Below are 23,353 nucleotides of genomic sequence, written 5' to 3'. Positions count from 1 at the left end.
CCCGGCGGGGGGTCGCCTCACCGCTGCCGTTCGTCGTCCGGGTAGGCGATGGTGCTCGGCGGGGGTGGAGGTGGCGGCAGCGGGGGCAGGTCCTTGAAGGAGAGATCCTCCTCGCCGGGCGCGTATATGTCCCTGGCCCGCATCTTCCTGGCGAACTGTGCCGTGTTGTAGCGAAGTGAACGCTCCACCTCAACGGTGATGACGACCCGAGCGGCGGGGTGCCAGCCAGGAGGGCAGAAGCCGACGCCCCCGTTGAGGTGCCAGGCGATGGGTGGCGGGTATGTGGGATCGGCGGCGGGGTTGCGCATCCACTCCGCACGCCGACGCGCGGCTGGCTCGTCCTCGCGCACGAAGCCCAGTTCAAGCAGAGAGCCGACCCCCTTGTTGAAGGCGAAGATACTCAGGCCCTCGTCGTACGTGTAGCCGTACATGCGTCCCACCCAGACCTTGAGTGCGCATTCTCGTGGAGAGGAACCCGCAAAGGTGGTGAACCTCGGCTCCAGAGTGAGCATTCGGGCGGCGAGACTTTCGAGTCCTGCGGTCGGGTTCACGGGGCTGTCCAGGGTAGGCGGAGTTGCCAGGCAATGGTGGAGACGACGTCGGCGGGACACCGCGCCCGGCCGAAGACGTTCATCTGTTGAGCCACGAAAGGTGGAGCCTCTGGACGAACTCGGCGTCTTCGCCGTGCAGAAAGCGTTCGACCTCTGGGGTGACGATGAGCCGCACTGCAGGGTGCCAGCCGGGCGGGCAGAAGCCGATGCCGCTGTTGAGGTGCCAGGCCACGGGCGGCGGGTAGGTGGGGTCGCTGGCTGGGTTGCGCATCCACTCGGCGCAACGGCGTGCGCCAGGGTCGTCGTTGCGCACGAAGATCAGGTCGTGTCCCGGCATCTCATAGCGTCCACCGGGAATCTCGTCCGTCCTCCAGTAGGTATACCCGTACAGGCTGGCGATCCAGGTAGCGAAGGCCAACGACCGAGGACCTGCGCTGCTGCTCACGGAGCAGTTGGCGGAAGGCGCCAAAGACAGCATCTTCCGGGCGAATACGGGAAGGGGGGTTTCTTGCATGACATTACCGCCTGCCTGGATGTGGCATGGTGCCCGGTGGCTGTGAGGGGAGGGGGCCGGGGACGGAGCGGTGCCGCTTGGCGGTCCAGAGCGGCAGGCCGAGCGTGCGGATGAACTGGTCATCGCTGTAGTGCAGGCCTGCGGCAACCTCCTGCGTGATGATCAGTCGCGCGTCGGGGTGCCAGTCGGGCGGGCAGAAGCCCTGGCCGCCGTTGAGATGCCAGGCAACCGGCGGCGGATAGGCGGGGTCGCCTGCGGGATTGCGCATCCATTCGGCGCGACGTCGAGCGCCGGGTTCGTCGTCGCGCATGAAGATCAGCTCGTGGCCTTCCTCGGTTTGGACGCGGCCACCTCCGATCACGGGTGTGTGGGCCCCGCTGTAGTTGTATCCGTACGTGCGCCCAAGCCAGACAGCGTGAGAGAAGGGTCGGGGTGCTGCAGAGATGAGGGCAGCGAACCTGATGCTTGGCTTCAGGGACAGCATCTGCAGGGCAAATTCATGATGGGTTGTCTCATGTATGCGTTCACTGTCCGTCTGGGTAAGTGATGGTGTCCGGGGGCGGTGGAGGGAGCGGCGCGGGCGGACGGACCGGTTCGGGGTGGCGCGGGATTCCGTTCCACGTATGCATGTCCAGCGTGTAGGCCATGGTCCGGTCCAGATCACGCAGTTCCATCTCGACCTCCGGAGTGATCAGGAGGTGGACGGCGGGGTGCCAGCCCGGTGGGTGGAACCCACCGAACCCGCCGGTGGTGGTCCACGCGATGGGCGGCGGGAAGGTGGGTGCGGCGGCAGGGTTGCGCATCCACGCAGCCGAGCGCTGCGCCGCGGGGTCGTCGTCGCGCCAGAACTCGAGAACGCGACCGTGACCCGCGCCCGTGAGGGAGGAGCTGTTGCCCCAGCCCCGGTGGATGTCCGGGTAGCGGTAGCCGTAGCGTCGGGCGATCCAGATCGCGAGCGAGTAGTCCCTGACGAGGTGCCTGCCGGTGTATGTCGCCTTGGGCGCACACGCCAACAAGCGGGCGGCGAACTCCTCGTGGCTGTCAGTGCGCATGGCCCTCACTTGTCACGATGCCGATAGTCTCCTCTCCCTTGCCAACGGCGTGTTCCGATGCCTGCCACTGCTGGCCCTACGAATCGTGCCCCGGGCGAGTCGGGTGCCTGAGCTCCCGCCGGTTTAGCCCAGTGCGGACGCGATCCGGTTGCGCTGGCGGCGGGGGTAGGAACGGCACCGGCACTGTTGCTCGTGCCTGCCCCGGTGAACGGGTCGGCTTCCGCTGCGTTAGGGGCGGCGGCGAACGGATCGGCTGGCGCAGCACCGTCTCCGGCGGTGGGGAAGCGGAGCGTCTGCAGTGCCTCGACGAGGACGGGGCATTATGCCTCCCAGTGGTGCATGCTCGGCGTGCTGAAGCGCAGCACGATCGCGCTCTGCTGGGTCGGGTCGACCGCCGCGGGGACGGGGATCCACGCCTCCAACGAGGCGACCTGCACGGGGAAGTCCTCCTCCGTTCCGGCCTCGGCGGCAGGCAGCACCATCTCCACCGCCGCCCCGACCGCCACGGCGGCGGGGCCGCACGGCAGCTCATATCGCTTTGCTGCGCGCTCCTCGGGGTCGGCCGCGCCGAGGATCTCCACGATCCCGTCCACGGCGGTGTCCAGATCCTTGCAGTCCATCGGTGCCATCGCCATCGTGAGCGTGGCGAGCGTCAACTCCCCGTCCAGCAGCCCGAGACACGTGGCGGCATAGAACACCCCGCTTCTGGCGAGCCACTGTGACGTGGCCGCGTACTCGTTCGCCAACGCGTCCAAGGCGGCGGCGGACGCCTTCAGGGCCCGCACGTCGAGCTGCTCGGCCAGCTTGGTGCGCGCCTCGTCGCGGCTGGCACCGATGGTCAACGCGCGGAAGTCCGGCGGCAGCTCGAGCTCGACTTCGATGTCGACGGTGTCGGTCATGGGTGTCTTTCCTCGTCGGGATAGGTGATGGTGTCCGGCGGCGGAGGCGGTGGCGGTGCAGGCGGCAGGTTCGGATCAGGGCGACGTGTCGAGCGGCTCCAGCCCCCGAACCGCTCGTGGAGTTGTTGCCTGTACACCTCCTCGTTGTAGATGAGGGAGCGTTCAACGTCTGGGGTGATCACCAACCGCGCGGCAGGGTGCCAGCCGGGCGGGTTGAATCCGAAGCCGCCGTTCAATTGCCAGGTCACAGGTGGCGGGTAGGTCGGATCCCCGGCCGGGTTGCGCATCCATTCGGCTCGGCGTCGTGCGCCCGGCTCGTCGATGCGCGTGTAGTCCACGTCGAGCCAGATGTCGCTACCGTAACGCTGACTCCAGTCGTCCTGGCGGACACGGATGTCACAGCCGTAGAGCCTGCAGATCCAGACTGCCAGGGCATAGTCATGGCGGTTACCCCGCCATGGGCGAGTGAAGCTCGGCGTCAGGCGCAGCAACTCAGTTGCGAGCTCTTCCAGATTCATGTCGTCCTTGGCCCGTCTGGACAGGCGATGGTGTCAGGGTGCGCTGGTGAGAGTGGACCGCTGGGTCGGAGCGAGGTGGGATGCCATCCGAGGGATGGCCCGTTGGATCCCTGCCGATATATGTCGCCACGGGTGTACTTACCGGCAGGCGGGCGGCAAACTCTTCGTGGGTGTCGACGTGCATCAGCCTGTGCCGTGCGCTGCGTGGTTTTTGGCGGGGCGGGCTCGCCAGGTTTCATCGAACCCACCAGCGGTGCAGGCCCTCTGGGCGGCCTGGCTCAGGATGAGCCTTGAAAGGGGTAGCCTGCTGAACCCGATTCTCATCTCCGAGCCCATCATCGCCGTCCTCCCGAACCCGCTGGGCGTTGTAGTGTACACAACGTGACCTTGCATCGGTTGGTGGAGGGAGCGCAAGCACCGGGGAAGCAAGGCAGGACTCGGCTTCGAGTCTGTGATGTGAGCATCAGCCACCTGATGTCCCGTCGGCCACGCAGTGTAGAGTCCCTTGCCAAGCTAGATCCGTGGGGACGGCGCCGGGACACCTGCCCGAACTGTGCCGTGCGACGCAGCTTTGCGCCGTAGAGCCACAGATGTTGACAGCAACGGGGGAACGTTGTGGTGGGTGCCCATGAGGGCTTTGCGAGCCGTGCTCAGTTGGAGAGCCCAATGGGCGGTCCTGGCGCAGGCGACGACACACATCTAGCGCTTCCTGGCGTGCAGTTGAGCGGTCTGACTGTGTGCGGATGATGCCGCATAGGCAGGGTTAGCCGAGGCGGACTGCGCATCCGTGAGGCTGCGCACGGATCTCGCGCGCACGAGGAGTCGGCCAGACGGTTGTCCCAGTGTCAATTGTCCTGGAGCCCTTTGCCAAGGGCTTCTCGGCACTCAGAGGCCGTGAATGCAGTCCGTACGAATCGACCACAACTTGGGGAGAACGTGCAGCATCTGATCGAGCAGTTGTCGCGAACACAAGGACGCCTGGCCCAGCTGATGGATGTGACCAAACGGGCCAGCGAAGTATCAGTTGGCTCCTTCGAGGCAGAGGACCAGTCGGGATCAATACGCATCCGCCTGGCAGAGGATGGCCTCCCAGAGAGCATTCGGCTCCTGCCGGGCTGGCGCAACAAATGTGGCGCTACGAGGCTTTCCGCTGCCGTCATCGCGGCTGCACAAGAAGCGACAGGAAAGCGTATGACCGCATGGGGGCAGGCACTCGATGCCGAGGGTGTCACGGCCATGATGTCAGACCTTGAAGGGCTAGGGGACGACCGAGCTGCTAGTACGGATTGGCGTGACGTCTACCTCAAGAATGTGCAGATCGCTTCGGATCCGCCGCGCGAACTATCGGTGATAGCCGAGGACGTGCTGTCCCTTCTAGATAGTTTTGACCAAACAGGTCAGGGTGATTCTATCGCTGGAAGCGCACCTGATAGGGGACCGCAAAGGAGCGTGTCCATAATCTTGACCGAGCATGCCATGCAAAGCTGCACAATTGATCCCCGGTGGGCAGAACACGAAGATGACTATCGGATCGAGGCCGCCATCCGTTCGGCGCTTCAAGAGGCGCGACAGGATTCGGTTATGCGAGGGGCGGGGTTTCGCGATAGGAGCACTGCATTGGTGACAGAATTGATGGCTCAGATGGCTAATGGGCTGAGCATGGTTCAACGGGCTTCGAGCGGCGGGGGGATTCACTGATGAGTTCCTCAGGCTACTCCGTCACCGCGGATGCCCTCCTCCGGGCTGCCAATGAGTGGGACGGTGAGGGAGAAAGGCTCTCGAGCATCAGTGCCGAAGTTCGAACTCTTGCCATGGGCGGTATAACTGCCGGAATATTCCTTCCTATCACCTCTGGGCTGGATGCGGTGGTAGGGGCTGTGCAGGCTCGCGCAATGCAGGGTTGCGAGGAAATGCAGAACATTGCGAAAGCTCTGCGTACTTCGGCGCACGGCTACGAAGCGCACGAGGCGTCGACGGCGCAGTCGTTCCGAATGCTTCACTCCTGATCAGGGAAATGGAGAATTGAAATGTTCAATGCCTCTCAGTTTGACGAAGTTGTCCAGAGGGTAAATCAAAAAACCCCAGAGGTTGCTCGAAAGGCATCAAAGATTGATGAGGAAGTGTGTCGGATCCTCAATGATTTGCTCCTCCCTCCAGAGGTTGCGAGTATTATCATTTATGCAAAGAATGAGATAATTAAGCTTGCTGAAGAATTTTTGCATATCATGCACGAGGTCATCGAAGGCATTGGGGCTCCCATTAAAATGTGGCAGAACTCCTATAGCTGGGAAACGCTACGCGGAGTAGCGAGTGGCACTGCAGTCGATGTGAATGCGCTGGGTTCGATTGGCAACTGGTCGGGGGGTGCGGCATCGGCCTACAGCACTGCGGTCGGCCCTCAGGCGGGTGCGGCAGCTCAGCTGGCTAGTATTGCTGATTCGGTGTCCAGCTCCCTCACGACGTCTGCCGAAGCTGGTGCTGCCTTCTACCTTGCCGTTGCGGCTAGCCTCGTTCAATTCATCTCGGCAGAGGCCTCAGCTGTTGCTGGGGCCGCTACAGTCGTTGGTACTGCTCCTGGATTGTTGGCAGGCCTGGGTGGAGGCGCCGGGGCGTTGGCCCTCCTTCTTGGTGCTGTCTCCTTGATCGTCAGTTTCATTGCGACGATGGCCACTCAAATGTCGACGCTGCACGGCCTGGCGGTGGATAGTACCGCTTTCCCGTTCGGCCGCTGGCCAGTGGCAGCAAATATCTGAATCTTGCGCCTTGGCGAGGCTGTGATAATTACATTCTTTTGTTGCATCCTGGAGTTCGTCACATGTCAGACCGCACACGACTGACCTTTGCTGCCGCCCTAAGGGGCGTCGTAATCATCCTTCTTCTCTCTGGTGGGGCGCTGGCCTTGCACCAGTGGCCGCCGACGATCTTCCTAGTGGCCATGGTCGCTGTTGTCCCGATTGTGGGTGGTTTCGCCGGCTGCACGTGGTGGTGGTACGGCGATTCTCCGAAGGCCGTTGCTCTGCGCGAGCAGGCCGTGGCGAAGAGGGCTGCGCGCGGCGGACGCTAGTCGCTGTCAACGGAGACTCTCGCGGCGCAGAACCGAGTGCCAATTGCTGACACTAGGTATGGCAAACGCGGTCTCCTTGGTGACCAGTTCAGATTCGCCGCCGGTGGCCAGTCGGTTGGGAACTCGGGCCGTCGTGCCCCCGTTGGTGATCGTATCGCGGTCTGTCTCACGCGCACTCCGACTGACAGACTCTTGGGCCGTGCTGCGCTGTTGGATCGGAGGTAAGTCAGGTCTCGACGCTGCTCGGTCTTGCAGTGGACGGCACTGCCTTTCTATTTGGTCGCTGGCCGGTGGCAGTAAAGATCTGAATTTCGTGTACATATGGATATTTCAGGCCCTGATTTCTTTTTGCTAGACCAGCGTCTTGGAGTTCGCGACATGTCAGACCGTGGAAGACTGACCTTTGCCGCTGCCTGGAGGGGCGTCGTCATCGTAGGCGTCCCCACCGTGTTTGCGTTGGCACTGCGTCAATGGCCCCCTACCGTCTTCAAAGTAGCCGGAGTGGCTGTGGTCTTGGTCTCGGGTGGTCTTGCCAGCTACACCTGGTGGTGGCTCGGCGAATCTCCCAAGGCTGTCTCGAGGCGGGCGAAGGCCGACGCCAAAAAGGCTGCGCGTGTGGGGCGGTAGTTTCTCACTTGGAAATGCGTGGTGACCCGTTAATTGGCGGCGGGTGTTCGGTGCCGGAGCCGTTCGAGGCGACGGTTAGAGATCACCAGGTATCTGGCTGCGGCTCGCAGCACCGTGTTTCGGGCGATGAGCAGCTTTACACGTGCAGCGACGAGAACAGGCGATGCAATCTCTCGACGTCGGTCGGCACTGCGCGCCGCGCACTGCGAACGGCCTCGCTACGGTTGGATCGGCGCATGGACGTGACCGCCGCGACCGCGGCCTCGCTGATCACGACGTTCGACTACGTGTGGGAGCGCTTGACCCGGAGGCTCGTTGGTCTGACGGATGACGACTACTTCTGGGAGCCCGTCGACGGATGCTGGTCGCTGCGCGAGGTCCAGCGCGACGGTGAGGACGGGCGGAGGCGGAGGCGGCGGGCCCGCGCCGGAGCCGGTGCCGGTGCCGGTGACGACCATCGCGTGGCGGCTCGGGTACCTGGGTGGGATGGCGGTCGGCGGGTTCGCCATGCGGCGCTTCGGGGACGGGACGCTGACCACCCGGCACATCAGGTACCCGTCCCGCGCCGCCGACGTGCAGACCTTCCTCGACCAGCACTACCGCGCTTGGTACACCGGGCTCGACGGGCTCGGCCCCAGCGGGTGGGCGGACCCGCCGGGACCGAGCTGGGGATCGTTCGCCAGGGCGAACACCTTCGGCCTGGCGATGCACGCCCTGGACGAGGTCATCCACCACGCCGCCAAAGTCGGCGTCCTCAGGGACCTCTACGCCAACCGGGCCTCACTGTACGGCTGACGCCGTTCCTCCAGAGCAGGGCTACAGCAGCGCGACCCCGCCGAGCACGCCCAGGACGAGCAGGACGAGACCGGGCCCGAACGCCTTCGCCGTCTGCTCCATGCGCGGCAGCTTGACGAGCAGGATCGCTCCCGGCACGAGGAAGACGAGCGACGCGAGGAACAGCAGCACGGAGGCGAACCCGTGCATCGTCGCCGGATGGTTCGGGTTGATCGTGCCCGTGGCGAGCGTCATTACCTGCTGGTGCATCTCTACTTACCGCCCACGGTGAGCTTCGGATCCTGGCCTTCCAGGTTCTGCATGTCGGACTCGATGCCTGAACCGCCGGTGTAGATGGCCGTGTTGAGGCCGGTGCTGAAGCCGTCCTTGAACGCGGCGTCCGCCAGCTTGCCCCGGTCGCTGAGGTTCTCGCCGCCGAGACTGCCGTGGTCCTCCATCGCGCCGAAGATCTTGTCGTTGGCCGCGTTGCCGAGCGCGCCGGTCGCCGCGTTGGTGGCGGCGTCCGCGGCGATCGTGTTGAAGTTGGAGCCGTTGGCCACGTCCATGGTGACGCCACCGACGATGTTGCCGACGGCGCCGTTCACGGTGGTCCCCATGAGGCCGTTGCCGCTGAGCATCTGCCCGATGCGGCCGGTCATCCCGGCACCTTCGGCGATGCCGGCGCCGCGCGCGGTGAACACGGCGGAGCCCGCCGCGTCCCAGGCGCCGCTGGTCGCGTCCGATCCCCACTTGACCTTCTGACCGGTCAGCGCCTGGCTTGCTATCTGGCTGCCGGTGTCGGCGGCGAAGTTCGTGACGAAGCTCTCCAAGCCCGTCTTCATGAAGTTCGCACTGAACTTGGCCACCGTGCCGAGGACCTTGGCCAGCGTCGCCGCGGTCTCCTCGCTCAGTTCGAAGAAGTCCTCCAGCAGCTTGGCGACCTTCTCCGCCGCTGTGGTGAAGAGCTTCACCAGGTCGATGACCTTGGCCACCACCGCCGTGTTGGCGACAAGGTCGGCGATGCCCGCCGTGAAGATGGAGAGGATGGCGCCTCCGACCTCCATCTCGGCGATCTGGACGCAGATGTCGATGATCGACTCGTTGATGCTGTCGATCTCCTGCGCGTAGGCGCGCAGCCCGTCGGCGATCTTGTGGAAGTTGTTCGCCATGTCGTCGATCGACGAGGCCTGGGACTGCCAATGCTGCTCGAACGCCATGCGGGCAGGGCCGGACCAGTCTTGCTGGTCGGTGTCGGCGACGTTGCGGCTGATGGCGGACGTCATGGAGGTGAGGTACTCGCCCATGCTGTCCCAGCCGCTCGCGATGGTGCGGAGCATGGCACCGTCGCCACCGGGGAGCTCGACGCCGCACGCCTGGAGGATTTCCAGGACCTTGCCGTCGATCCAGCTGTTGACGCTCATGCCGGCCCGCCCGTGCCGGTACCCGCGCCAGCGTCCGTACCCACGGAGCGTATGTTCGTGGCGATCTGGCGCTCCGCCTCCGTGTAGACGCACGCGTTGGAGCCCGAGCGCCTTGACCGTGCTGTTGAGCAGCGAGACGTACTTCTGGAGCGCCCCGTCGCGGATGCCGAGCAGCCCGAAGGCCTGCCGGATGGACTCGGCGCTGCCCGCGAAGGACTGGCTCTGCCCGGAGAGCGCGGCCGCCTCGCCGTCGTACATCCCGGCGAGGCCCAGGAGAGCCTCCGGATTCACCTCGTACTGCTGCTGGATGAGCAACTGCGTCTCCCCGTTCTCATTCCCCACGTTCCGCGGTCCGCGGATACCGGCGCGGTTGAGTGCGGAACACGGTGACGGGGAAGTATGACGACCCATCCGCCGCCCCAAAGGCGGCCGACGCCACCGGCTCTGCCCTCGGAAGGGCGTAACTCCTGGGGCCGTGGGCGCCGGCACCGTAGGGACCCGCCATGGCGTGGAGCACCTGTTTGGCTCCCACCGGGTGCCGTCGAGGAGACCCGCGACGGGAGGCCCTCTACGGGAGGGGACTCGGAACGGAGCGACGCTTCTCCGCGCTCCGAGGCAGGTTGAGCGTCCGGATGAGCTGGTCGTCGCTGTTGTGCAGGGATGCCGCCACCTCATGGGTGATGATCAGACGCGCGTTCGGGTCCCAGCCGGGCGGGCAGAAGCCGAAGCCGCCGTTGTGGTGCCAGGCGACGGGTGGCGGGTAGGCGGGGTCGGCGGCGGGGCTGCGCATCCATTCGGCGCGACGGCGGGCGTCGGGACGGTCGTCGCGCGTGAAGACCAACTCGTAGCCGATCACGCTGCTCTCGCGAAGCCCCATGCCCATCACGGGGTTGAAGGTCCCGCTGTAGACGTACCCGTAGAGGTGCCCGAGCCAGACGGCATGCGAGAAGGGCAGAGGCGCCTCGGAGATCCGGGCCCTGTAGCTGACCCGTGGTGCCAAGGCGAGCATGTGCAGGGCCAATTGCTGATGAGTCTGCGCCAGCGGGCTCGCGCTGCTCCCCGGCGTCAGAGCAAGGCCGAGCGCGTTCACCGCCCCCGGGGCGAGGTCGAGCGGTTTGATCAGCTGGACGCCCAACCCGTAGGCCCCGGAGAGGAATCCAGCAGCCAGCAGGAGTGCGAAGAGCGGGCTGCCGTGCGGAGTTGAGAAGTTGGAAAAGCAGAGCGGGATGGTGGCGGCGGCGGGAACCATGATGACCAGCACGGCAGCCCGCCTGACCCGCGGCGAGCACCGTCGGCGCAGCAGCAGGACGACGATGCCGAGCGCCACACCGGCCATTGCCAGCACGAGAGTTCCCGCGATCTGTTCGCCCAGCGGGACGGACGTGAGGTAGAGGACGCCCTGCGGGTACACCCGCTTCTCCGCTGCCTGCGCGCCCGTCTGCTCGTAGAGCAGGGCAGCGGCGAAGCCGAGCCCCGAGACGACGCCCCAGCTCAGCGCGGCAGTCGTATTGCAGATACGTGGGTTCCGCGTTGGTGCCACAGCAATCCCCCGTGATTGACGTGATGTACACCTGTCACTGCTGGCACTCTAGCGTGGAGGATGTGGGGGCTGTCTCAGGTGGTGGCGCTGCGGCGGGCCAGCACGTGCGCGTCGAGGAAACCACGCTCGGAGGCTGGATCGTGGACCAGTCGCTGCGTGCGAACGGGACGAGTCCGGCCCAGGACAGCAGTTCTTTCGGCGAGGTGTGGATCACCGAGTAGTGCGCGAGCGCGCCGTCCTCGATCGGCAGCGCCTTCATCCGCGCCTCGTCGAACCGCAGCGCGGGATGCGCCCTGCGGGCGTGGTTCTGGTGCCCCGTCATAGATGCGGAGGTCAGCAGATGCGAACCCTCGGTCATGCGTGAACGTTCGATGGCCTGGGAGTGCCATTTGCATCTCATTCTGGTGAGAGTCTGGAAAGGAGCCGGGGGATTATCGATATCTGACCTGCAATTGAGCTCCGTTCATCCGAAACCCCGATCACGGAGGTGCCTATCGGGTTGCTGTGCAGAGCGCAGAATGGGCTGTGCGCCGGAACGGTCGGCGCAACTGTGGCCCCTTTCTGGCGGAAGTGAACCTGCATGCCTGACACGACCACCGAGGCACCGGAACTCGCGCAGTTGGCCAACCGCCAACGCCGACCCGTCGGGGTCGAGAGAGTCGGCGGCTCCGGCAGGCTCGGCATGCTCGGCAGGTTCGGGTCGGCGCTCGACCGGCCGGAGGCTCGGCGGCGGCTCTTCTGGGCGGCCATGGTCCTGGCGGTCTACCTCGCCGAGGTCGTTTTCCGGCTGTACCTGGTCAGGGACCAGACGGCGCCGAGCGTGCACCCGGACGAGGAGGCGTACCTGGTCGTCGCCCGCGTGCTGGCGGGCGGGACGGTGACCGCCAGTCCGGCGGGGGTGGTGGTCCCGGGCGGCTATCCCCTGCTCATCACGCCCGCGCTGGCGGTTGCGGGCGGCCCGGTGGCCGCCTACCGGCTGGTGCTGGTCATCAACGCCGTGGTCAGCGCGCTGATCGTGCCGCTCGCCTACGCGGCGCTGCGGCGGATCGGGCGGGAGCGGATCGGACGCCGGTCGGCGCTGGTCGTCGCGGGGACGGTCGGACTGCTCCCGCCGGTGGTCTTCTACTCGCAGTTCGCGATGACCGAGTCGGTCCTGCCGTCGGTCGTGCTGGCCTGGCTGCTGTGCCTGCACGGGTTGTTGACGGGGGGTCAGACCCAACCACGTGCACGGTGCGGCGTGGGCTTCGGGCTCGCGGCGGGCTATGCGATGTCGGTGCACGACCGCGGCGTGGTGCTGGTGGTGGTCAGCATCGGGGTGCTCCTGGTGGCCCTGGTCCGCCGCTGGGTGCCGTGGCTGGCCGCGCTTGCCGCCGGTGCCGCGCTTGCCGTCGGGGTGTTGGGGGCCGAGGTGCTCGCCGCCTACCTGCAGCAACGGTTCTCCGACGCCTCTCCTGCGACCGTGGGCCAGTTCGCGCTGAACGGCCTGCTGAACACCTCGCTGCTGGGCCGGAGCACCGGCCGGGTGCTGGGCCAGATCTGGTACCTCGTCACCTCGACCTGGGGGATCGGCGGCCTGGGCGCCGTGGTGTGCGCGGCCGTGGCAGCGCGCCGCCGGGCAACCCCGGCCGACCGTGCGGTCAGCGCGGTCCTGCTGACCACCGTGGTCCTGGTGGCAGGCGCGGCTGCCACCGCCCTGCCCGAGGACCACCGGCTCGACGACAACGTCTACGCCCGGTACCTCTCGATCTTCGCCCCGGCGCTGTTCGTGGTCGGTATGGCGGCCCTGTACCGTCTCGGGCGCAAGGCGCTGCTCCGGTACGCGGCGGCAACTCTCGCGCTGATCGGGGTGTGCGGTGGAGGCGTGTTCCTGCTGGCTGCGACGCGGCTGCGCCACGACTTGTTCGTGCTGTGGGGCCTGCCGGACTCCTCCTTCCTCGCCGGCGACGACCACGCGTTCCACCTGGCACGGACGACAATCGCCGCAGTCGTGGTGTTCGCTCTCTGTGTGGCGGGCACCTGCCTGCTCGGACGCCGCCGAGGGCTCCGCAGCGCCGTGGTCCTCCTGGTCGGCTTCGCGCTGGTCGCGACCACGGTGATCACCGCGGAGGTCTCCGAGCCGCAGCAGGCGCCGCGCTGGTTGACCACGGGATTTCTCCGCGCGGCGGCCCTGCGCAGCGGCGACCGGGTCGCCATGAGCTACAGCCTGCCGTGGGTTCTGAAGTGTGAGCAGCCGTTCGAGCTCTACCAGGAGCGAATGTGGATCGTCGACTTCGCCCGGGCCCCGGTCCCGCCGACGGCGGACGTCGCCGTGCTGCCGACCCGACGTGGCGCCCCTGCGACGGCGAGCTGGTCCCGCGCACCCCACGGCTGGCATGTCGCCAAGGCGAACCCGGCCCAGGGATTCGTGGTCTGGCGTCGCTGACGCAGACGCTGATGTTCGATCACAAAGTATGCAGAAAACAGTGATTGGTGTCCGTGCGGGGTGGTAGCGTCATTAGTCCACCAACCGAATAGATGACCCCGGCGGTGCGGCTAACACCCCGGGGTCCGGCACAAGGAGCAGGAACTCCCGTGCACGTACATCGTACCCGCTGGAACAGCGGCTATACCGTCCTTCCCAACAGCCTGTTGCAGGACCGCAGGATGTCGTACAACGCCAAGGGCCTGTTGGTCGACATGCTCTCGCGCCCCGACCGGTGGCGTGAGGACGGTCGGCAGATGGCCGACAACAGCCCGACGGGCCGAGGCTCGGTCGCGCGGGGGCTGCGCGAGCTGACGCACGTGGGGTACTACCGCGTCGACAAGGTCCGGCAGCCGGACGGGACGATCATCAGCGAGTCGCACGTCTTCGACCGGCCGCAGATGTCATCGCTGCCGGGGCCGGGTGGCGGCAAGACATTGAGCGGCAAGAAGCCCGGCGGCAAGAACCCTGGTGGCAACGGCAGGAAGCCGGATGCCAGAACGTCGGGATCCGGTGAACCACTCACCGGCGGCGCTGACGTCCTTTCAAAGAACCGGGAGACAAAGTACGGAGAGAAAGAACCACCCTCCCTCCCGGTTCCCGCTGACGCTGGGTCCGAGGCCGACGCCGACGCCGACGCCGACGCCGACGCCGACGCGGACGCGGACGCGGACGGCGTGCCCGCCTCGCCAGGCGTGGAGGACACCTCGCCGGAGACCCGCGAGGCCGTGGCGACGCTGTTCCGCGTCCTGTGCCCGGAGCCGCGCCTGCGCCTCGGCGAGCCCGAGGCCCTGGCCCTCGCGCCCCTGGTCGCCGAGTGGTTGGCGCTCGGCGCGACCGAACGCGACCTGGCCGCCGCGCTGCTGCAGGATCTGCCCACGCCGATCTACGCCCCGGTCGCGCTGCTGCGGAACCGTCTCACCCGCAAGCGCCCGCCCGGGCCCTGCTTCGCCGCCCCGGCGCAACGGCGGCCACCCGAGTGCGGCAAATGCGCCGTCCCGATCCCGCGACCAGGCATCTGCCGCGCTTGCGCGGGCCTGGTCCCGCGCACACCCGTCGGCGGCATCGACGTCGCCATCGGCCCGTCCGTCACCGCCCGCGGCATCGCCCGCGTCCGCGCTGCCCTGCGCGGGGGTAGGCCCGCCGTCGTGTCCGGCACCTGCGCGTACGGCAGGGGTGCGTTCATGTCCACGCGAGTGCACGGATCACCGCCCGGCCTCCCAGCCGCCGCCGTCACACCGTGACCGGCGATCCGGGCGACCGTCAGCGCCCTTCCCTTCGTCGGCGCTCGGCTTCGTGGCGGGCTGGCCACCGCCCCCGGCTTGGTGTCGACATACGGCAACTCAACCATAAGGATGAATACTTGACGTGTCATCACCATCGGGGTGCGGGGCCTTGCCTGTCGCTCGTCCCCATTGCTCCCCTAGCCTCTAGGTCCATCGGAGGAGACGGAAAGTGCCTGTTCGTCGCATGATCGGCGCCCTCGCGGCGGCGCTCGCCACGACGCTGCTCGCTGCCGTCGGGGCGTGGGCGGCCGAGCCTCCGAGCGCTTTCGGGATCGGGTCCACGTCCGGGATCGTCGACCGGGCCGGTCAGGCCGACAACGAAGTCTGGTTCGCCGCCCAGGACCCGAACAGCCGCGCGAAGCTGTTCCTGAGCTACAACACCACCCCGGCACTGGGATCGCCGGTTCCCGCGATCGCCGTCGTCGGGTCGGTTCCCCCGGCTGACCAGGCCCTGCAGGGTTCCAACGGCTGGTTCGAGGAGCCCGTTCCGGTACCGCTGGGCTACGCGGTCTCGGACAACCCGCCGTCTATCACCTCCCCGGAGGGATCGGCCGTCTACGATCCGGCTCGCCGCGCCTACCACATCACACTGAACGTAAGCCTCGGTGTGGTCGCGGACCTGTGGTTCTCCGGCCCCGTCGGCGGCTTGGCCGATCCGACGATCTGGGACGGGCAGACCTCGTTCTGGAACCAGTCGATCGGCACCGGAACGGTCAACGGCTGGATCATCTTCCCCGGCGAGACGACCAGGACCACCGTGACGAACTGGGGCGCGGAGCAGGAGACGGAGTCCGGCAGCTTCGAACTCGGCGCTCCGCCGATCGTGCCGGCCCCGCACAACGGCTACTACTACGCCCAATCGGTCAACGCCGACGGCTCCGCCACGACCTTCTACGTCTTCCCGGAACTCGACGGATCGATCCGCGGGATCCTCACGAGGACCACCGCGAGCGGCCAGGTCCTCGAGTGCGAGCCCAGCGGCCCCGGCCAGGCGACGGCGTCGGACTGGTACACCGACCCGGGCGGGGTCAGCTACCCGCTCTCGCTCTCTGCCCACTGCGACGACATCCGCACCGGCCAGGAGCTGAACGGGAGTTGGACCACCACGCCAAGCCAGAGCAACGCCTACTACGTCGACGTGCTCCTCGGCGGCTTCGCAGCGGTCCAAAGCGTCGCTTCCTCACCCGGCGCGAAGGCTGCCTGGATCCAGCACGTCGCCGACGACGGCCACTTCGGGCCGAACTTCAGCTGATCCCGAGGGCCTGAGAGCTTCTCAATATCGATTGGTTTCTCCGGCCGCGGGAGCGCGGGTCCTCAGGGACTCGCAACTTCCTGGTCGGTGGCAGATGGGCATGGTGCTGCTCTGTCGTCAATTGGACGGCTGGTCGACATAAAAGATCTTGACCACTTGCCTCAACTTCATGACACCGCTGTTTCGTCCAGGTACGGTCGGGCCTTCGGAATGGCGACGTGACGAAGTGGCGGGGGCCTCATGGGGGACTTGGATCGTGCGCTCAATCCCTGGATGTTCGACAAGTCCGGGAACATGACACCGGCAGCTCAGCAGCAGTTTCCGGACCTCAACGGAACTCCAGCGGCGATCACCACCAGTTCCGGTGCATCCGGTGTCGTTCAGATGGACACCGCTGTCCTCGCGTCGTGCGGGAACAAGGCGCAGGCTCTCAGCAGCCGTGTGACTGTCGAGCTCGGGGCTCCTCAACTCGATGTCACCGATGCCGTGACTGCCCTCATGGGTTTCTCCTCCAGTGCTGCGCTCAACACGGGGTGGAGCGTCTGGCAGCAGCAGTACCAGAACCTGGCGTCGACCCTCGGCACCATCGGCCAGAACCTCATCGACAACGCGAACGGCACGGCCGAGACGGATCAGCACATCGCCGCCCACATGCGGCTCCAGTAATCGGGGGATGCGCCATGGTGACCTACGACCAACTCGCGAACCTGAGGCTGGACACGGTGGACGCCGTCGCCTCCTCCTTCGAGAAGATGACCCGCACGTGGGATCTCGACTCGAGCTACGAGAGCGACGTGATCCGGCCCCTCACCGGTGCCGGCTGGCAGGGTCCCGCTGCGGACGCCGCCGCAGGCACACTGACGCAGACGCGCACCCAGATCGTCGACGCCTTCGACGAGGCCAGCTCCTTGGCTCGCGCGCTACGTGACCTGCATGACCAACTGGCGTCGGCGCAGAAGAGCCTTCAGCAGGCGGTCACCGACGCCCAGGCGCAGGGCCTGACCGTCGACGACAACGGCGGTGTGCACTGGCCGCCGCCTTCGACGCCGGCTGAGCGCCACGACCCGGGCTACGCCAGCAGCTACTCGGAGATAGCCAGCCCCATCGCCGACCGCATCGCGGCTGCGGTGAAGGCGGCGAGCGATGCCGACGACGAAGTCGCCTCCGCACTCGCCGCGGACACCGGCTCCTCGACGACGTCGTTCAACGCCAAGCCGGTCGGCGGCATCGCGGAGGAGGAAGCCCAGCAGGCTGCGGCTCTGGCCGCGCAGGGCAACAACCTCACCGATGCCCAGCTCGCCCAGCTGGACGCGCTGTTGAAGGCGAACGCCAACGACCCGCGCTTCACCACCGCGTTCTATCAGGACCTCGGCCCCAAGGAGTCGCTCCTCTTCTACGGTCAGCTCGCCTGGGGCAGCGCGGGCAACGGAGCGGCCAACGATCCTGGCCGTGTGGCGGTGCTGAAAGACCTAGAGGCCCAACTCGGCACGTCACTGGCCACGGCCACGAACACGGGCAACTGGCCACACCTGACCGACACATGGGAGGCGCAGCTGCGCCAGGTCGGCGGGCAACAACTGCAGCTGGACACGAACGACCCGAACGACCCACAGGGCAAGGTCTACGGCTACCAGATCCTGAGCAATTACCTGCGGACCGGCAAGTATGACGAGCACTTTCTGCTGCCGGTGGCCCAGGACATCACCAACATGTCCGAGAAGAACTCGAGCATTTGGGTCAACGAGTCGTTGCAGGGAACCAATGACAGACTCAACTTCCTTGACTCCACTGCTGGTTACAACCCGATGACCGGAGTTCTCCTGGGCTTGGGACGCAGCCCGCAGGCGTCGACGGACTACTTCAATACCCAGGGGAACCTGGCCTACCTCACGAACCCCACCGACAACAACGTCATGCTCTTCACAGATTCGACGGCTCCCGGGCCGGACGCTGCCAAGGCCGCGCATGCGGACCAGATCAACGCAATGGGAGACGCACTGCAGTCGGCCACCACCGGCATGGCCTTCGACGCTCCCAGTGGCACGCCGATCCCGCAGCACTCGCCCGGCATGGCCGAAGTTGCCACCAACGTCATGAACACGTTCGGGGGAAAGCCGTCGTTACTCAGTGGCGACCACGGGACGGCGTACTTCTCGCAGCTGAACAACAGCGTCAGCCACATCACCGCCTCCTACATCGGAGATGTGGATCACGCCATGAATCCATCCGTCGCCAGCGCGCCGGCGTTCGGCACTGCGGCTAACGTAAACGGGGCGAACGCAATTCAACTGCTTCATGCTCTGGGTCGGGATCCAAACGCCTACGGTGTCGTGCTCCAGGCGCAGAACGCTTATACCGGTGCCCAGATCCAGAGCTACGTTCAGCAGCATCCGAACGACCCGCACTTGGACGGTGAGGTGAGGAATCTTGCTCAAGGCGGGGCGTTTACCAACGGCATTCTGGCCCAGTCCAGGGTCCAGGAAATCCAGCAGAACAGCGCCGCGAGCGACGCCCAGTACAATGCGGCGATCTCCCGAAATACAGGAATCGCCAACACTGTGTGGTCCATGACCGGTGGTGCGCTTGTCGGGAAGATCCCTGTGGTCGGGGGATACGTCAACAGTGGCGTATCGGATTACATCAACGCGGTGGGTAGTAGCTATCAGGTGGACAACAGTGCGCAAGCAATCACGCAGGGCACGGACGCTTACCACGATGCCTCGGTCGCTACTCAGAACGCTGCATCGCTGGCAGTCACGCAGTGGTACAAGGGCCCGGATGGAACTGAAATCGCTCAGTCGGCGGGAGGCGGAGCGCAGTCCGGCTTCTCGGCCGGTGACGGCACGGGCACGACGACGCAGGGTCAGTGAGGCTGAATATGAAGCGGACCCGGGCAGGGGCCATCGCCGCAATCGTGGTCGTGGCTGCTGGGGCGGTCGTCGGGCTGTGGTGGAAGCCGTGGCAGTCGGGGGCGCTCACGCTGCCGAAGAGCGGTTGCTGGGGAATCCTCGACCAGAACGACATTCGCCCGGCGGTCGGACCGGACGGGACGGCCACCACTGTGAGTCTCGGCGCCCTGGCGCCGAATTCGAACTCTCCGGGCGGGGGGTACTTCGGCCTTAATTCCTGTTACTTCAAGTGGAATGGAAGGGACGTGGCCTCTGCCGGCCTAGGGGCCGCCAATAGTAGTGCCCTCAGTGAGGCTGCGATTTCTTCCACGCCCGTAACGTTGGCCCAGGGGATTGTTCTGGTTGCTGATTCCTCTTCAGTGGATCTCTACTTCCGCTGCGTCGGAATCCCCAACGGTTCGACGTACGGTGACCTGCAGGTCACGATCATGAACGGCGGCGTCGACTCGAATGGTTCTACGTCCGAGACCACGCGAAACGGGTTCGCGAACATCGCGCTCAAGCTGGCGAAGGTCGCGGCGACAAAGGTCCCCTGCAGTAATCACTTGGACTTCCCGGCCTCGGTCCCCGAGCTGAAGCCTGAACCACAGTACTGAGGTTAGCGACTCAGGAGTCGTGAAATTGGAGATGGTGGGGGATGGAGAAGTCCCGACTATGGGGCGCCGCCGTGGTTTCGGTCGTGGCCGCGGGTGGCCTTGCGGGCTGTGGTGGAGGCTGCGGGCCACGGTGACCTTGCGACAGAATGCCTGGCGGGACGTCCTTGATCGACTGACCCGCGACTGCTGGCCGGAGCGGACGGGCGTGTCCCTGGCGGGACATCCGGCGCCCGGGTGGCCGCCGGGCTGACGTAGTAGCCGACGGACTCCAACTCTCATGGCTACAACAGCAAACGCGGACTCTTGCGTTCCGCGGAAGGCCTGCTTCGGTTGGTTCCAAGACTGTGGCATAAGTGTGATGCGAACCCGCTGACCCTCCGTACGGATGTCAGAGACGATGAGTAAAGTTATCGGCAGTTGTCAGAGCCACATGGAAGGGGGACACCGTGGCTGGAGGTATGACGAGCGCTCAGGCCTCGGCTGAGTTGGAGACACTCGGAAACTTCCGCTCCAGGGTCGATCAAGTACTTCAGGACCTTGAGGCTGGCAAGGGGTCGGCGAAGAGCATCTCGGCCCAGATCATGGGTGCAGACCATCTCGGCACGGGATTCGGCGAAGCGGACGCGCTGACCGCCCGTTACCACGAGACGTACAACAAGTTGACGCAGCTCTCGCAGACGCTGAGCAACATGATCGACGCCATAGTCATCAGTGTCCAGTGCGCTCAGGAGGGCTACCAGAACGTGGAAGCCACGCAGATTGCACTGCTGTGGAAGATCCACGACCAGGCAAGCGCTGCGGCACAGCCGCCGGCTGTCACGCAGACCGGTAGCAACACGGGCACGACCGGTACAACCGGCAACACCGGCGGGGCACACCATGGGCTCTGACGCAGCAGTCCCAGGCGCAGAGGGGAGCGCTCATCATGCGGATTGAGGATCCAGGTGGCGGCTGGAGCGCGACCACGAACTTCGAGACCATGTCGCACCAGCAGCTGTACGACATGGTCGCGAATTCGAATCCGAGCAGCGTGCAGTCGATCGGCGACACGCTCAGCACCGCCAGCACGCAGGTGCAGTCTGTGGCCGACGACCTCAACACCCATCTCTCGAAGCTGGAGTGGAGCGGCGCAGCGGCGGAGTCATTCCAGACCTGGGCGCGTCAGATCGTCCAGGCGGCGGACGACCTCTCCGTCTTCCACAACAACGCGGGCCTGGCCGTTCAGACGGCCGGATCCACGCTGTCCTCCGTCAAGGCCGCGATGCCGCCCGTCCCGCAGAAGGAGATGGAGCTGATCGCGGCCTACAAGCGGCAGCAGTTGATAACTGCGAACCCTGGCCAGCTGCCCACGGTCGTCGGTGGCCGAGTCCAACCACCGGCCGCGGTCAGCACGACACCGCAATTCGGTGGCGGCATCACCCAGGCTCAGGCGTACGCTGCCCAGACTGCCGTGGACCAGGCGCATCAGGAAGCCATCACGCAGATGGAGCGCCTTGGCGGCGCGTACGTCGGCGCGACGCAGACGATGGACCTCAACGCGGAGCCGGTCTTCCCGCCGCCGCCAGCGAATGTGATGCCGCCTCAGGGAGGCGGAATTACCGGAGGCAGCACGTATGTCCAGGGGCCGAACGGAGGCGGGACGACCACCACGAGGCGAGTCACTGGGACTGGCTCCGTGACTGGGACGAGTTCTGTCACCGGCTCCACGAACAACGGCAACAACGGTGGCGGCATGGTCGCCCGTCAGCCAACAGCGCCCGGACGCGGCCCCGGTAGCACCCTCCAGGGGGTGAATCCGCCCACCACAGGAACCGGAACCGGGACCGTTCACACGCCCGGTGGCGGACCCACGGGCGGTGCCGGGGGCGGTGGTACGTCCGGTGGTGGCGGTGGTGTCATCGCGCCGCCGCCCGGATCGGGCGGAACCGGGCGGCTCGGTGGCGGCTCTGGGACAGGGCGTTCCGGCTCACCCGGCGGCCTTGGCGATGGCAGTGGGCGCGTTGGTGCCGGAGGAGAGGGCGGAGGCTCGGGCGGTGAGTCCGGGATCAGCGGTGGCCTGAAGGGCGACAGTGGGATCTCCGGGGGCATGGCTGAGTCCGGGCTCGGGTCCGGAGGCGTGGGTGGCGGAATCGGCGGACGTGGCCTAGGTGGCTCCGTTAGTGGTTCGGTTGGCGCCTCGTCCGAGTCGGCTGTCGCCGGAGACGGCGTCAGCGGATCGACCACGGCGCAAGCCGGGTACGCGTCCGAAGGGAGCGGTTCCGCTGCAGGCGGGGCTGCGGGTGAGTCGTCGACGTCCGGCGGAATGATGGGCGGCGGCGGAATGGGTGGTCTGGCCAACGCGGCGGGCCGTGGACGTAAGCGCGGAAGCCGGGCAGGCTATCTTGCCGAGGATGAGGAGACCTGGAATGCGGCTAAGGGGCAGTCGAACCCGGCCGTGATCGAGTAGTCCTCCAACCGATCGCTCGGCGAAAGGGAACAAGTCGATGGCACGGGGTTGGGTCGCTGCGCTGGCTGCAGCCAGCGCGTTGGCACTTGGGCTGAGCACAGCGGCCCAACCAGCGTTTGCTACGAGCATCAAGGCCGAGGAGTGGTGGCTCGGCCCCATGCAGGCCGCCACCATGTGGCAGGAGACCACGGGTTCTGGAATCACCGTCGCGCTGATCGACAGTGGCGTGCAGGCCGACCTTCCCGACCTCGTGGGCCAGGTTCTTCCGGGGAAGAACTTCTCGGCGTTGCCGGGTGGTGCTGACACGGACGTGGATAAGGATGGCCACGGGACCCAGATGGCTTCGCTCATCGCCGGGACAGCGAAGAACGGCGGTGGCCAAGGCGCGCAAGGGCTGGCCCCCGGGGTCAAGATCCTGCCTCTTCGCGTTGTAGGCCAAGGAACTAATGAAGCGACCTTCTCGGCGGACTACTCGGCGCAGCTCGCCGCTGCGATCAACTATGCGGCCGACTCCAACGCGCAGATCATCAACCTTTCCCAGGGGCAGCCAGTGGACGCTCCTGCCGTCAAGGCTGCGGTCGCCTACGCCGAGTCGAAGGGGAAGCTGCTAGTTGTCGGCGTGGGCAACGACGGCGCTGCCGGCGACCCGGTCGACTACCCGGCCGGATACTCCGGGGTGCTTGGTGTAGCTGCGATCAATGAGCAAGCGCAGGTGACGAAAGAGTCGGAGTACGGCCCGCAGGTTGCGATCACAGCACCGGGCTGGGACATGTACGACGCCTGTCCTGGCCCTACTGGCTACTGCGAGTCTCACGGGACCAGTGATGCCACGGCGATCACCTCTGGATCCGCTGCACTCGTCTGGTCCGCGCATCCCACCTGGACTGCCGATCAGGTCATGCGCGTGCTGATCAACACCGCTGATGGCAACGGGAAGCGGGATCCGCACTTCGGGTACGGCGTCGTCCGTCCCCGCATCGCGCTGACGAACCCCGGTGACCCCGGCCCGGCGGATGTGAACCCGCTGATCCCCGCGTCCGCGTCCGGCTCGCCGTCGGCCAAGCCGTCGGCGCCTGCGTCCGGCAAGGCCAGCGCTCCGCCCGTCGCGTCCGGCGGGAGCAGCAGCGGAGGCAGCAACACCGGCCTGTACATCGGCGTCGGCGCCGCCGTGGTCGTCCTCGGCGGTGGCGGTGCCGCGTTCGCGCTGATGCGGCGTAGGAAGAAGGGCGACCGGAACGGGCCGCCGCCTCCGGGTGCCGGACCGGCCGGTGGCTCGGGGCAGTACGGGTATCCGGCGCCGGGCTACCAGCCGCAGGGCAACCCACAGGGTCAGGGCCCGGTCGGCTACCCGAACCAGGGCGGGCCGGGCGCGCAGAGCCCCAACGCGCCGTACGGAAACCTGCCGGACCCCTACGGAAACAACCCGCCGCAGTGACACTCCAT

22 protein-coding genes and 1 pseudogene are annotated in these 23,353 nt (G+C 66.3%); 13 read left to right on the top strand and 10 right to left on the bottom strand.

Annotated features, from left to right (window positions below; genetic code table 11):
- Positions 1 to 17 precede the first annotated feature (17 nt).
- From ABH928_RS02825 to ABH928_RS02800, 6 genes are all read right to left on the bottom strand, one after another.
- Positions 18 to 431, bottom strand: coding sequence for a hypothetical protein (locus ABH928_RS02825; RefSeq protein ID WP_370061517.1), 414 nt, complete (start codon positions 429 to 431; stop codon positions 18 to 20).
- Positions 432 to 630: 199 nt separating this feature from the next.
- Positions 631 to 969 (bottom strand): hypothetical protein, encoded by a 339-nt coding sequence (locus ABH928_RS02820; RefSeq protein WP_370061515.1) that lies wholly within the window; start codon positions 967 to 969, stop codon positions 631 to 633.
- A gap of 100 nt (positions 970 to 1,069) precedes the next feature.
- Positions 1,070 to 1,375, bottom strand: a complete 306-nt coding sequence (locus tag ABH928_RS02815) for a hypothetical protein (protein ID WP_370061513.1) — start codon at positions 1,373 to 1,375, stop codon at positions 1,070 to 1,072.
- Positions 1,376 to 1,589: 214 nt separating this feature from the next.
- On the bottom strand, positions 1,590 to 2,117 hold the full coding sequence (locus ABH928_RS02810) for a hypothetical protein (protein WP_370061511.1): 528 nt from the start codon (positions 2,115 to 2,117) through the stop codon (positions 1,590 to 1,592).
- Positions 2,118 to 2,437: 320 nt separating this feature from the next.
- Positions 2,438 to 3,016 (bottom strand): hypothetical protein, encoded by a 579-nt coding sequence (locus tag ABH928_RS02805; RefSeq protein WP_370061509.1) that lies wholly within the window; start codon positions 3,014 to 3,016, stop codon positions 2,438 to 2,440.
- Positions 3,013 to 3,534: a hypothetical protein gene (locus ABH928_RS02800; protein WP_370061507.1), complete on the bottom strand. Its 522-nt coding sequence runs from the start codon at positions 3,532 to 3,534 to the stop codon at positions 3,013 to 3,015. The genes ABH928_RS02805 and ABH928_RS02800 overlap by 4 nt, the downstream gene beginning before the upstream one ends.
- A 936-nt stretch (positions 3,535 to 4,470) precedes the next feature.
- On the opposite strand from ABH928_RS02800, the gene ABH928_RS02795 reads away from it, so the two are divergent.
- From ABH928_RS02795 to ABH928_RS02780, 4 genes are all read left to right on the top strand, one after another.
- Positions 4,471 to 5,232 (top strand): hypothetical protein, encoded by a 762-nt coding sequence (locus ABH928_RS02795; RefSeq protein WP_370061505.1) that lies wholly within the window; start codon positions 4,471 to 4,473, stop codon positions 5,230 to 5,232.
- A complete protein-coding gene (locus ABH928_RS02790; protein ID WP_370061503.1) occupies positions 5,232 to 5,540 on the top strand; it encodes a type VII secretion target in 309 nt (102 codons plus the stop codon). Before ABH928_RS02795 ends, ABH928_RS02790 begins: the two co-directional genes overlap by 1 nt.
- A 21-nt stretch (positions 5,541 to 5,561) precedes the next feature.
- A complete protein-coding gene (locus ABH928_RS02785) occupies positions 5,562 to 6,287 on the top strand; it encodes a hypothetical protein (RefSeq protein ID WP_370061501.1) in 726 nt (241 codons plus the stop codon).
- A gap of 1,385 nt (positions 6,288 to 7,672) precedes the next feature.
- Entirely contained in the window at positions 7,673 to 8,020 is a 348-nt protein-coding gene (locus ABH928_RS02780) for a hypothetical protein (RefSeq protein WP_370061499.1), read from the top strand.
- Positions 8,021 to 8,041: 21 nt separating this feature from the next.
- Here ABH928_RS02780 and ABH928_RS02775 read toward each other — a convergent pair whose 3' ends face one another.
- From ABH928_RS02775 to ABH928_RS02760, 4 genes and pseudogenes are all read right to left on the bottom strand, one after another.
- Complete coding sequence (locus tag ABH928_RS02775) at positions 8,042 to 8,269, bottom strand: hypothetical protein (protein ID WP_370061497.1); 228 nt, start codon at positions 8,267 to 8,269, stop codon at positions 8,042 to 8,044.
- 2 nt (positions 8,270 to 8,271) lie between these two features.
- Positions 8,272 to 9,762 carry a WXG100 family type VII secretion target gene (locus tag ABH928_RS02770; protein WP_370061495.1) on the bottom strand — a complete coding sequence of 497 codons (1,491 nt, stop codon included), beginning with the start codon at positions 9,760 to 9,762 and terminating at the stop codon, positions 8,272 to 8,274.
- Positions 9,763 to 9,988: 226 nt separating this feature from the next.
- Positions 9,989 to 10,960, bottom strand: coding sequence for a hypothetical protein (locus ABH928_RS02765; protein WP_370061493.1), 972 nt, complete (start codon positions 10,958 to 10,960; stop codon positions 9,989 to 9,991).
- Between the two features lie 74 nt (positions 10,961 to 11,034).
- Positions 11,035 to 11,340 (bottom strand): annotated as a pseudogene (locus tag ABH928_RS02760) (SAM-dependent methyltransferase); the annotation flags it as partial.
- A 200-nt stretch (positions 11,341 to 11,540) separates the two neighbouring features.
- On the opposite strand from ABH928_RS02760, the gene ABH928_RS02755 reads away from it, so the two are divergent.
- The 9 genes from ABH928_RS02755 to mycP all read left to right on the top strand — a co-directional run bounded on the left by ABH928_RS02755 (position 11,541) and on the right by mycP (position 23,345).
- Positions 11,541 to 13,382, top strand: a complete 1,842-nt coding sequence (locus ABH928_RS02755; RefSeq protein WP_370061491.1) for a hypothetical protein — start codon at positions 11,541 to 11,543, stop codon at positions 13,380 to 13,382.
- A gap of 149 nt (positions 13,383 to 13,531) precedes the next feature.
- Positions 13,532 to 14,665, top strand: a complete 1,134-nt coding sequence (locus ABH928_RS02750) for a hypothetical protein (protein ID WP_370061489.1) — start codon at positions 13,532 to 13,534, stop codon at positions 14,663 to 14,665.
- 211 nt (positions 14,666 to 14,876) lie between these two features.
- Positions 14,877 to 15,959 (top strand): hypothetical protein, encoded by a 1,083-nt coding sequence (locus ABH928_RS02745; protein WP_370061487.1) that lies wholly within the window; start codon positions 14,877 to 14,879, stop codon positions 15,957 to 15,959.
- 273 nt (positions 15,960 to 16,232) lie between these two features.
- Positions 16,233 to 16,625 (top strand): hypothetical protein, encoded by a 393-nt coding sequence (locus ABH928_RS02740; RefSeq protein ID WP_370061485.1) that lies wholly within the window; start codon positions 16,233 to 16,235, stop codon positions 16,623 to 16,625.
- Between the two features lie 14 nt (positions 16,626 to 16,639).
- Positions 16,640 to 18,829 carry a hypothetical protein gene (locus tag ABH928_RS02735; protein ID WP_370061483.1) on the top strand — a complete coding sequence of 730 codons (2,190 nt, stop codon included), beginning with the start codon at positions 16,640 to 16,642 and terminating at the stop codon, positions 18,827 to 18,829.
- An 8-nt stretch (positions 18,830 to 18,837) separates the two neighbouring features.
- Positions 18,838 to 19,464 (top strand): hypothetical protein, encoded by a 627-nt coding sequence (locus tag ABH928_RS02730; RefSeq protein ID WP_370061481.1) that lies wholly within the window; start codon positions 18,838 to 18,840, stop codon positions 19,462 to 19,464.
- A 458-nt stretch (positions 19,465 to 19,922) separates the two neighbouring features.
- Positions 19,923 to 20,354 carry a hypothetical protein gene (locus tag ABH928_RS02725; RefSeq protein WP_370061479.1) on the top strand — a complete coding sequence of 144 codons (432 nt, stop codon included), beginning with the start codon at positions 19,923 to 19,925 and terminating at the stop codon, positions 20,352 to 20,354.
- 35 nt (positions 20,355 to 20,389) lie between these two features.
- On the top strand, positions 20,390 to 21,910 hold the full coding sequence (locus ABH928_RS02720) for a WXG100 family type VII secretion target (protein WP_370061477.1): 1,521 nt from the start codon (positions 20,390 to 20,392) through the stop codon (positions 21,908 to 21,910).
- A gap of 37 nt (positions 21,911 to 21,947) precedes the next feature.
- On the top strand, positions 21,948 to 23,345 hold the full coding sequence (gene mycP, locus ABH928_RS02715; protein ID WP_370061475.1) for a type VII secretion-associated serine protease mycosin: 1,398 nt from the start codon (positions 21,948 to 21,950) through the stop codon (positions 23,343 to 23,345).
- Positions 23,346 to 23,353: the final 8 nt, after the last annotated feature.

The organism is Streptacidiphilus sp. MAP5-3 (genome assembly GCF_041262505.1).
Lineage (GTDB): Bacteria > Actinomycetota > Actinomycetes > Streptomycetales > Streptomycetaceae > Streptacidiphilus.
This window is presented reverse-complemented; position numbering and strand designations above follow the sequence as displayed.